At 37.7% G+C, this 10,602-nt stretch carries 10 protein-coding genes, 2 tRNA genes and 1 pseudogene; 12 read left to right on the plus strand and 1 reads right to left on the minus strand.

From position 1 onward, the window contains the following. Positions 1-11: 11 nt before the first annotated feature. The 10 genes and pseudogenes from DK866_RS18025 to DK866_RS18070 form a co-directional block, all read left to right on the plus strand. A pseudogene (locus DK866_RS18025) lies at positions 12-1,349 on the plus strand (MFS transporter); the annotation flags it as partial. A gap of 739 nt (positions 1,350-2,088) precedes the next feature. Beyond that, positions 2,089-2,484 (plus strand): tol-pal system-associated acyl-CoA thioesterase, encoded by a 396-nt coding sequence (ybgC, locus tag DK866_RS18030; RefSeq protein ID WP_109410025.1) that lies wholly within the window; start codon positions 2,089-2,091, stop codon positions 2,482-2,484. Continuing rightward, positions 2,484-3,170: a Tol-Pal system protein TolQ gene (gene tolQ / locus DK866_RS18035; protein ID WP_072070590.1), complete on the plus strand. Its 687-nt coding sequence runs from the start codon at positions 2,484-2,486 to the stop codon at positions 3,168-3,170. Before ybgC ends, tolQ begins: the two co-directional genes overlap by 1 nt. 22 nt (positions 3,171-3,192) lie before the next feature. Next, a complete protein-coding gene (gene tolR, locus DK866_RS18040; protein ID WP_072070589.1) occupies positions 3,193-3,618 on the plus strand; it encodes a colicin uptake protein TolR in 426 nt (141 codons plus the stop codon). 27 nt (positions 3,619-3,645) lie between these two features. Continuing rightward, positions 3,646-4,713: a cell envelope integrity protein TolA gene (tolA, locus tag DK866_RS18045; protein ID WP_109410026.1), complete on the plus strand. Its 1,068-nt coding sequence runs from the start codon at positions 3,646-3,648 to the stop codon at positions 4,711-4,713. Between the two features lie 142 nt (positions 4,714-4,855). Then, on the plus strand, positions 4,856-6,151 hold the full coding sequence (gene tolB, locus DK866_RS18050; protein ID WP_109410027.1) for a Tol-Pal system beta propeller repeat protein TolB: 1,296 nt from the start codon (positions 4,856-4,858) through the stop codon (positions 6,149-6,151). A gap of 46 nt (positions 6,152-6,197) precedes the next feature. Further along, complete coding sequence (gene pal / locus DK866_RS18055) at positions 6,198-6,692, plus strand: peptidoglycan-associated lipoprotein Pal (protein ID WP_072070586.1); 495 nt, start codon at positions 6,198-6,200, stop codon at positions 6,690-6,692. A gap of 9 nt (positions 6,693-6,701) precedes the next feature. Next, entirely contained in the window at positions 6,702-7,469 is a 768-nt protein-coding gene (cpoB, locus tag DK866_RS18060; RefSeq protein WP_072070585.1) for a cell division protein CpoB, read from the plus strand. 154 nt (positions 7,470-7,623) lie between these two features. Next, positions 7,624-7,699: transfer RNA gene (locus tag DK866_RS18065), tRNA-Lys, on the plus strand. 30 nt (positions 7,700-7,729) lie between these two features. Continuing rightward, positions 7,730-7,805 (plus strand) — tRNA-Lys (locus DK866_RS18070). A gap of 162 nt (positions 7,806-7,967) precedes the next feature. Here the strand turns inward: DK866_RS18070 and DK866_RS18075 are convergent. Beyond that, a complete protein-coding gene (locus tag DK866_RS18075; protein WP_109410028.1) occupies positions 7,968-8,855 on the minus strand; it encodes an aminoglycoside 6-adenylyltransferase in 888 nt (295 codons plus the stop codon). A 252-nt stretch (positions 8,856-9,107) separates the two neighbouring features. Between DK866_RS18075 and pnuC the strand changes: the two genes are divergently transcribed. Together pnuC and DK866_RS18085 are read left to right on the plus strand one after the other, a co-directional pair. Continuing rightward, positions 9,108-9,836, plus strand: a complete 729-nt coding sequence (pnuC, locus tag DK866_RS18080) for a nicotinamide riboside transporter PnuC (RefSeq protein WP_109410029.1) — start codon at positions 9,108-9,110, stop codon at positions 9,834-9,836. 245 nt (positions 9,837-10,081) lie between these two features. Then, positions 10,082-10,602 (plus strand): 3-deoxy-7-phosphoheptulonate synthase (locus DK866_RS18085; protein ID WP_109410030.1); only part of this gene is annotated, 521 nt, incomplete at its 3' end.

Consider the following 10,602-nt stretch of genomic DNA (forward strand, 5'->3'; position numbering starts at 1 on the left):
GGAGGATTTTTATGACTTACCGCTATCGAATTGCATCTATATTTTTGCTGGGCTTCTTTATAGATTGTATCAATATTTTTATGTCAGCCATTGCATTACCCGCAGTCGCTGATGATATGCAAATTTCCATTGTTTCAGTGACTTGGGTTTCAAATAGCTATATTTTGGGATTGACGTTAATTATTCCATTGAGTCATTGGTTATCACAACGTTTTGGTATTAGAGCATTGATGGTGACATCAATGCTGATGTTTAGTGTGTCTGTGGCGCTAGTAGGGGACTCACATTCGTTTAGTGAACTTATTTTGTGGCGTTTTATTCAAGGTGTTAGTGGTGGATTATTGATCCCAATTGGACAAGCACTAACTTTTCAATATTTTCAAGGACATGAAAGAAGCAAAATATCAACGATCATTATGGCGATAGCTTTAATCGCTCCGGCAATATCACCTACATTAGGTGGATTTATTGTTGATATAGCTTCTTGGCGTTGGGTATTTTATAGCAATATTCCTTTTTCATTACTAACCGCACTTTTAGCTTTTATTTGGGTAAAAGAGCATTTACCTAAAGAAAACGCTATACCTGATATCAAAGGTATCATTCTTATTAGTTTGGTTATTGTTTCAGGATTGTTTGCTCTATCGGCTTATGGTGAGTATCACTCAACATTACTTGCATTAGTCATAGCGGCATTATCGGCATGTTTTGCAGTACTTTATTATTATCATTATCGACGCCATATATCTCCAGTTATTAATTTATCATTATTAAAAAATAGAAATTTATCGATCTCTATTTTTGTTTATTACTGTATTCCTGGTGTTTTCACTGGTGTAAATATTCTTGCGATATTTTATTTACAACAATATTTAAAATTTACTGCTCAAGGCACAGGTGTTTTCATGTTGTTATATGCACTTGGGGCTTTTATTTCAATGACAATAAGTGGTGCATTTTATAATAAATTAGGCATGAAACGTTTATTTATTTTTGCGCTGTTATTACACAGTATAGGTATTGCTTTATTAATATTTGTAAATAGTAATACGGATATACCTTTATTAATTATTGCTTATTTAGTTATCGGGATTGGTGGCGGAATTGGTGCTAATACTGCGCAAACAACAGCATTATATGATTTTAACTCACAGAAATTAGTTCAGGCCAGTGTTATTTGGAATATTAATAGGCAGGTCGTTTTTAGTGTCGGAGCAACCGTTGTTGCTATGTTATTTAATATTCTTTCACTTTTTTGCTTACCACAAACCGCTTATAACATGACGTTTTTAATATGTGCTTTAATTGGCATATTGCCTATCACATTATTATTTACATTAAAGAAAAAAATATTGTACAGGAAATACAAGATGAAATTTAATACAGATTTAATTATAGAAAGCATTAGATTTTTACATGATGAGATTGAAGCTGTTTTTACGCAATTTCCTCTTTCTATTGATGCAATAACTAAGATAGAAAATCTTTTATCTAGTGAGTTTTCTATGGTTGGGATCAATGGAAAAGCAGTGAGTTATGATGATGTTATTGCGATGTTCAGACAAAATGCAGGAAAAAGAAGTGGACTGAAAATAAAAACAGATGATTATAAAATAATTTATCAATCAGATTGTTTGGTGGTTGTCAGATATCAAGAAACACACAGTGAAAATAAGAAAATTCTTATGCGGGAGTCAGTGGCGTTATTGAGACGCAATTCTCATGAAACGAGTTGGCAGTGGCACTACCTCCATGAGACACCAATCATAAATAATTAATTGATTTATATGAAAAACCAGTTTTTAAACTGGTTTTTTTAGGCCATTAAAAATAATACTAATAAATAAGACAATCTATGAATTTCTAATTAGCAAGCATTTTTATGCTGTCTTAATGAAAATATTTTTTCTATTCAGAGCACAAAGCATATTGCGTGTTGCAAAGAAGAGTTTATGATTGGCGCCTGAAAACTGTGTTTTCTATTCTTTACGTTACTATGATTCCCTTAGAGCTACCTCTTAAGTATAGTTAAGTGACTTATAGCTTAATTATTTATGGACTTAACTCAGAAAATGTAAGGAAGATATTATGCAGTTTCTTTGGCCTGTTCGTGTTTATTATGAAGATACTGATGCCGGTGGTGTGGTCTATCATGCCAGCTATCTAAAATATTTTGAACGCGCCCGAACAGAACTACTCAGAGAAAAAGGTTTTCATCAGCATGATTTACGGGAGTATGATCATGTTGTATTTGTTGTACGTAAATTATCAATAGAATATATTGCACCAGCTCGACTTGATGAGCTTTTACAAGTAGAAAGTGAAATTACCACATTACGTGGTGCCTCAATGACATTTTCTCAAAAGCTTATTAATCAAGATGGTTGTGTTTTGTGTAGCGCAGATGTACTCGTTGTCTGTGTAGATTCATTTAAAATGAAGCCTGTAGCGCTTCCTAAGTCCATTATCGCGGAGTTTAAGTAGTGGCTGACATGAATGTTATCGATCTCTTTCTAAAAGCTGGGCTTTTAGTTAAGTTGATCATGTTGATTTTAATCGGATTTTCTATTGCATCTTGGGCGATTATTATTCAGCGAACTAAAGTTCTGAATGCCGCTGATCGTGAAGCCGCAGATTTTGAAGATAAATTCTGGTCAGGTACTGACTTGGCTCGTTTATATAAAGATAGCCAAGCTCGTCGTGATGAGTTATCAGGCTCAGAGCAAATTTTTCATTCCGGTTTTAAAGAGTTTGCACGCTTACATCAAGCAAGCGTTCATGCCCCTGATGCAGTTGTAAATGGTGCATCAAGAGCAATGCGTGTCTCTTTCAATCGTGAATTAGAATCACTAGAAACTCATATTCCTTTCCTCGGTACTGTTGGTTCTATCAGCCCATATATTGGTCTATTTGGTACAGTATGGGGGATTATGCATGCATTTATTGCATTAGGTAGTGTTAAACAAGCAACATTACAAATGGTCGCACCCGGCATTGCTGAAGCGTTGATTGCAACGGCTATCGGTTTATTTGCGGCAATCCCCGCAGTTATGGCTTATAACCGGTTTACGCAGCGTGTAACTAAACTGGAACAAAGTTACGATAACTTTATGGAAGAGTTCCTGACGATTTTACATCGCCAAGCTTTTGCCTCAGCAGAAAAGAAATAGTTAACGCAGAAGGAGATAGCTGATGGCACGAGGTCGCAGTAACCGCCGAGGCGTAAAATCAGAGATTAACATTGTTCCTTTGCTTGACGTATTGTTAGTGCTTTTGCTTATTTTTATGGCAACAGCGCCTATCATTTCGCAAAGTGTTGAAGTTGATCTTCCTGAAGCAACAGATACACAAACTGTTTCAACCAGTGATAATCCTCCGGTGATTGTCGAGGTTGCAGGAATTGGGCAATATAATATTCGTGTTGATCAAGAAGTATTAGAATTATTGCCTCAAGAACAGATTATGGCTGAAGCTAAACGGCAATTGGAAAAAAATCCGAAAGTTATATTTCTGATTGGCGGTGCTAAAGATGTTCCTTATGATGAGATAATTAAAGCGCTCAACATGTTACGTCAAGCAGGTGTTAAATCTGTAGGTTTAATGACTCAGCCTATGTAATAGGTTGAAATAAGTTTGGATAATAGCGTGGGAAAGAAGACGAAGCCAATCCGAAGTAAATTGAGCCGTTCAGTTATCTTGTCTACTGCCTTGCATTTGCTTGTTATCGCATTGCTTATCTGGGGGTCATTAACTCAGAAGTGGGATTTAGGTGGTGGCGGTGGTGAAGGCGGGCAAGTTATTGATGCTATTATGGTCGATCCTAATGCTGTAGTACAACAGTATAACCAGCAAAAATCGCAACAGGCTAACGTCCAAAAAGCAGAACAAGAACGTAAAGCGCGTGCAGAGCAACAAGAAGAAGAGTTGCGTCAGCAGCAAATGAAAGAACAAGAACGTTTGAAAACGTTAGAAGTTGAACGTTTACAAGCAAAAGAGGCAGCAGAAGCTCAAAAACGTGAAGCCGCGTTAGCTGCCGCCAAAGCGAAAGAAGAACAAAAAGTGGCAGAAGAAGCGGCTGCGCAAGCGAAAGCAGAGCGTGATCGCATCTTAAAAGAACAAGCGGATGCTAAACAACAAGCTGAAGCCGAAGCAAAAAAACAAGCTGAGTTAGCTGCAAAACAAAAAGCGGAAGAGGCCAAAGCTAAAGCCGAGGCAGATGCTAAAGCAAAAGCCGAAGCTGATGCAAAAGCGAAAGCTGAAGCAGACGCTAAAGCAAAAGCAGCCGCAGAGGCAAAAGCTAAAGCGGCCGCAGAAGCTAAAGCGAAAGCCGCTGCTCAACAGCAGAGTAAAGCCGTTGATAGTTTGCTCGATGGTTTAATGGCTGATGGTAATAAACAAAGCGGTGCCTCTGCAGCAGGGCAAGGTGGTGGAAACCGCACTGGTGCAAATGGTGAAGGTGTAGATCGCTATAAAGGTCAGCTGAAAGTTGCAATAGAACAGAAGTTCATTGATCCAGAGTTATACAAAGGTAAAACTTGTGAACTAAGAATTAGTATTGCACCTGATGGGATGTTAATTAATGCGAAAATTTTAGGTGGTGACGCAGCATTATGCCAAGTGGCATTAAGAGCAGCAAATACCGCTAAATTACCTAAGCCACCAAAAGATGTTTATGAACAAGTAAAATCATCGACAATTGAGTTTAAGCCATAAAACTGTCTGATAGTAGGAAAACATACACTAATTTATAGCTATTTTAGAATGTTATTGATGTGTTGTATGGTGTTGTTGAAAAGCGTTTGTTACTATTCTGTGCGTTATTGCGTAATAACCGCAATAATAAAAGGGAGACATGATGAAGCAGGCATTAAATGTTATCTTCGGACTTTTAATTTTATGCGTAACCACTCTGGCTAACGCTGAAGTTCGAATTGAAATTACACAAGGGGTGAATACTGCACGCCCTATTGGTGTCGTTCCTTTTAAATGGGAAGGCACTGGTCAAATGCCAGAAGATATCGCTGGTGTGATTGCAGCTGATTTACGTAATAGCGGAAAATTTAATCCTATTGATGTATCACGTATACCTCAACAGCCTGTCACGGCTTCTGAAGTCCAACCTGCATTATGGACTGCATTAGGGATTGATTCTGTTGTTGTTGGACGCGTACAACCGTCAGCGGATGGCCAATATTTAGTAAGCTATCAGTTAGTTGACGTTGCTGGTTTTCCAGGCGCGGTTTTATCTCAAAGCGAGTTTAAAGTCCCATCTAAATGGCTACGTTATTCTGCTCATACGGCCAGTGATGAAGTGTTCGAAAAACTGACTGGTATTCGTGGCGCATTCCGTACACGTATTGCTTATGTTGTTGTGACTAATGGGGGCGCATATCCTTATGAATTGCGCGTTTCTGACTATGATGGATTTAACCAAGATCGTGTTTATCGTTCATCACAGCCATTAATGTCACCAGCATGGTCACCAGATGGTGCTAAACTGGCTTATGTAACTTTTGAAAGCGGTCAATCTGCTTTAGTGGTACAAACATTAGCAACAGGTGAAATTCGCCAAATTGCATCATTCCCAAGACATAATGGTGCACCTTCGTTTTCACCTGATGGCTCTAAACTTGCCTTTGCTCTTTCTAAGAGTGGTAGCTTAAATCTGTATGTTATGGATTTAGCAAGTGGGAATATGACACAGGTAACCAATGGCAGAAGCAATAATACTGAGCCAAATTGGATGCCAGATGGACAAACCTTAGTCTATACTTCAGATCAAGGTGGACGTCCACAAATATACAAAGTTAATATTAACGGTGGAACACCAGAGCGTATTACGTGGGAAGGTAAACAAAACCAAAATCCTGCAGTAAGCCCAGATGGTAGTTTCTTAGTTATGGTGAGTTCTGAAAGCGGTAGGCAACATATCGCTAAGCAGGATCTGGAAACGAATTCCGTACAATATCTAACAGATACGTTTCTGGATGAAACGCCAAGCATCGCGCCTAACGGCACAATGGTTATTTATAGCTCTACACAAGGCTTAGGCACCATTTTGCAGCTAGTATCGACTGATGGACGTTTCAAAGCGCGTCTTCCGGCGACTGATGGTCAGGTTAAATCACCTGCCTGGTCACCGTTTATGTGATGCATAAAAATTATGTATGGCAAACAAAATAAAGGAACAAATAGAGATGCAATTAAACAAAGTGTTTAAAGGGTTGATGTTAGCATTACCACTCGTTGCTGTTGCAGCATGTAGCTCAAACAAAAACGAAGATCAAACTGATACAAACAATGTACCAGTTGTTGAACAAGGTCCTACTGCTGAAGAATTAGCACGTCAGCAATTAGAACAACTGAAACAACAAAACATCGTTTACTTCGGTTTCGACAAATATGACATTAGCTCAGACTACGCTAACCTGTTAGATGCACACGCTGCATTCCTGCGTGCTAATCCTTCAGTACGTATCACTGTAGAAGGTCATGCTGACGAACGCGGTACTCCAGAATACAACATCGCTCTGGGCGAACGTCGTGCTAACGCTGTGAAAATGTACCTACAAGGTAAAGGCGTATCTGCTGATCAACTGTCAATCGTTTCTTACGGTAAAGAAAAACCAGCTGTACTGGGTCATGACGAAGCCGCTTATGCGAAAAACCGTCGTGCAGTACTGGATTACTAAGAGAACGGCATGAACAACAGTAACTTCAGACCTTTCTTGATGAGTCTGTTGTTACTGGTTGGCGTAGCGGCTCCTGTAGCCGCTATTGCCCAAGCGCCAATCAGTAATATCGGTTCTGGTTCGACCGATGAACGACTCGCCCAACTTGAGCGTTTTTCAAATGCTCACAGCCAGCTTTTGACCCAATTACAGCAACAACTTGCTGATTCTCAGCGTGATATTGATATGTTACGTGGTCAAATTCAGGAAAACCAATACCAGCTAAATCAAGTTGTCGAACGCCAACGCAATATCTATCAACAATTAGATAGCCTTGGTGGCGGAGCTTCCACATCAACAGAAGCCACTCAACCTGATAATGCTACTTCTTCAACACCTTCTGCTACAACTAATTCTGGGCAAGGTGATGAGAAGGCCGATTATAATGCGGCAATTGATATCGTATTGAATTCAAAAGATTACGATAAAGCAATTGTTGAATTAAACAACTTTATCAATAACTATCCAAAATCTAGCTATCAATCAAATGCACATTTTTGGTTGGGTCAGATGTATTACTTAAAAGGTAATAAGGATCAGGCAGCAAGTACATTTGCTATTGTTGTTAAAAACTATCCAAAATCTCAAAAAGCAAGTGAAGCCTTTTATAAAATTGGTTTGATCATGCAAGAGAAAGGGCAAAAGGATAATGCTAAAGCTATTTATCAACAAGTGATTAAGCAATATCCAAATAGTGCGGGCGCTAAATTAGCACAAAAGCAGCTAGCGGCACTCTAATTATTGACCCCGTAATGTAAAATATTGCATTTTCGGGGTTAAATGATTGTTTTTTAAGCGCTTGATTGTTTTTTTGAAAAAAAACATTGCACAAAAACATTAAATCAGTATTATTACCCGCCGTTGCCACAGAGAATGTGGCGGATTCGAAAAAGGGTCGTTAGCTCAGTCGGTAGAGCAGTTGACTTTTAATCAATTGGTCGGGCGTTCGAATCGCCCACGACCCACCATTTTCGAATACTATCCGTTTTTATTGAAATGGGTCGTTAGCTCAGTCGGTAGAGCAGTTGACTTTTAATCAATTGGTCGGGCGTTCGAATCGCCCACGACCCACCATTTCAAACTCCTTCCTATATATTTATCATTCCCTAAACAGTAAACAAACTCTTAGTTATTTTTCTATTTTGTGATAGTGCAATTCATTGCTTTATTAAACAATGAAGATAGTTTTCTCAAAATGAAAAAACTACCTAGTCTTAATCTAAAATGACATTCAAATCAGTAATGACAAATAATTGATGACGTGATTTGGGTGTATTCATTTTCAGTCAAAAATTCATTATCGATTAACCAATTGCTGACTAATTCTTGTGTTTTTATTGCTGTATCAATAGGGTAATTGAGGCGTTTCGATGCATCAAGAAAAAATGCCATCATAATTGAAAGCGTTGCTGCTGATTCATAAGGTGTACTCATTGCAAGAGTACTTTCCAATAAACGCAATGAATAAAATTTAGGTAGCCATTCTTTTAAGTTTTTCCCTTGATACCAAACATCTTGTGTTGGGGTATCGAGCAGCGCAACTTGTTCAAGTAATGCTATCAGCCATTCACGCATATCATTCATACGATAATTAGCAGACCAAAATTCATGGCGTAGAATGGCTATAGCGACTTGTGTCGCCTCAAACCAGAATTCTTGAGCATTATTACATGCTTGCTCTTTTGAAAGCGTAGGAGGCGTTATAGTGCTAATTTCAGGAAGCCCGTCACATAAACTCGTTTTATCAAGTAAGATTTGATATCCACGCTGGTAAACTGGGCTAAGTCCCTCTGTTTTCATGTTAAAAATACGCTCAGGCTCTGCCATCATAATGTCCATTTTGCGACCTTGAGCTAAAACATGTAAATAAATAGGCCAAAACTTACTTTTGGGATCTTCACACTCCAACTGTAAGCTGATAAGAGCATCACCGAATTGTGATAACCAATGTTGGTTTTTTGCGAGCTCTGTCGCACCATAACCGATAAGCTCTATATCAATATCAGAATAACTGTCTATCTTTCTATTGCGTCCTAGCGATCCTGTTAGTACTACTGCCTCAATTCTAGGATCGAGGAGAGCAAAAGATAGTATGCGATCGATTAAACGTGTTGTTGGCTCCATATTTCTCTCTAATAAGTAAAATGTAATAAAGTTATTTGTCGTTTTTATTGTTTAAAAAGTAAAATTAGAATAATTTGTTTAGTATATAAAACATTTGTTTGTTATTTTTTAAATCAGAAACATAATGTTTAATATTAAAAACTAAGTACCATTATAAATATGAATTTATAATATATCTTTACTACTTTGCAAAGATGTCGCAATAACCCATATTTTCTTTGTTTTTTTCTATGATTAAGTCGGGGTTGTAAAATGGATGTCATGAGTTGGTTTAGTATCAATAATATTTTAGTCAATATTCCACTTGGGCAAGGTGGATACCCACTTTCGTGGATTGAAGCTGTGGGCACTATAGCTGGTCTTTTGTGTATATGGCTTGCAAGTCAGGAAAAAATAATTAATTACTTATTTGGACTGATTAACGTCACTTTATTTGCCATTATTTTTTTTCAAATTCAGCTATACGCAAGCTTACTCCTTCAAATTTTCTTCTTTGCAGCTAATATTTATGGCTGGTACGCATGGAGTAGAGTAAATGATTTTGAGCAAGCGGAACTAAGAATTCGTTGGTTAAAACCAAGCCATCGTCTCTTTTTAATTGTTGTTTCAATAGCTGCTATTGTCGCTTTGACCTTTAATATTGATACTGTATTTGGTTATTTAGCTGTTGTTGCTGTTGATATACTAAATGTCTTTGGTACAAATTTAGCTACGCCAGTGCTTGAACCTGATGCTTACCCATTCTGGGATTCTACAATGACCGTCCTGTCGATTGTGGCGATGATTTTAATGACACGGAAATTAGTTGAAAACTGGCTAGTTTGGTCGGTTATCAACGTGATTAGTGTTGTTATATTTTACAAGCAAGGTGTTTATGCCATGTCTGTTGAATATATAATTTTACTGGCTATCGCTATTAACGGTTCTCGTTTGTGGATCAAAACAGCAAAACGCTCTAGCAGAAATAATTATCTCTCCTAATAAAAAAGGCTGGTAGAGTTATCTTTCTCTCCAGCCTTACTATTCATTGTTTTTATTCTTATACTTAACGCAATTTTGAATCATTATTTTGCTTAAATGCGCTATTTCCATTTTTGACGATTTTTTAGAAAAACAACTATAGGAGCTTTAAGGTGAAAGGGTGTTTACAGATAGAAAACGAATGGTTAGATTGGGAAAGCAATAATAACATTGACTAGATAACATAAAAGAGTGGATACACGGGAATGAATTATCAAAATGATGACCTTAAAATAACACAAATTAATGAACTTTTACCGCCAGTTGCTTTATTGGAAAAGTTTCCAGCAACTGATAATGCGGCTTTTACAGTTCGTCATGCCCGTGAAGCTATTCATCAAATCCTAGCAGGAAAAGATGATCGTCTATTAGTGGTAATTGGACCTTGTTCTATTCATGATCCGAAAGCTGCGTTGGAGTATGCGCAACGTTTAAGTCTCATTAGAGAAGAGCTTAAAGATAAACTTGAAATTGTTATGCGTGTTTATTTTGAAAAACCACGTACAACAGTAGGCTGGAAAGGTTTAATTAATGATCCTCATATGGATCATACCTTTGATATTAATGAAGGTTTACGTATTGCTCGTAATCTTTTATTAACCATCAATGATAGTGGCTTGCCAACAGCTGGCGAGTTTTTAGATATGATAACGCCTCAATACGTTGCTGATTTAATGAGTTGGGGTGCCATTGGTGCTCGTACTACAGAATCTCAAGTACACCGTGA

It is taken from the genome of Proteus genomosp. 4 str. ATCC 51469 (genome assembly GCF_003144375.1).
Taxonomy (GTDB): Bacteria; Pseudomonadota; Gammaproteobacteria; order Enterobacterales; family Enterobacteriaceae; genus Proteus.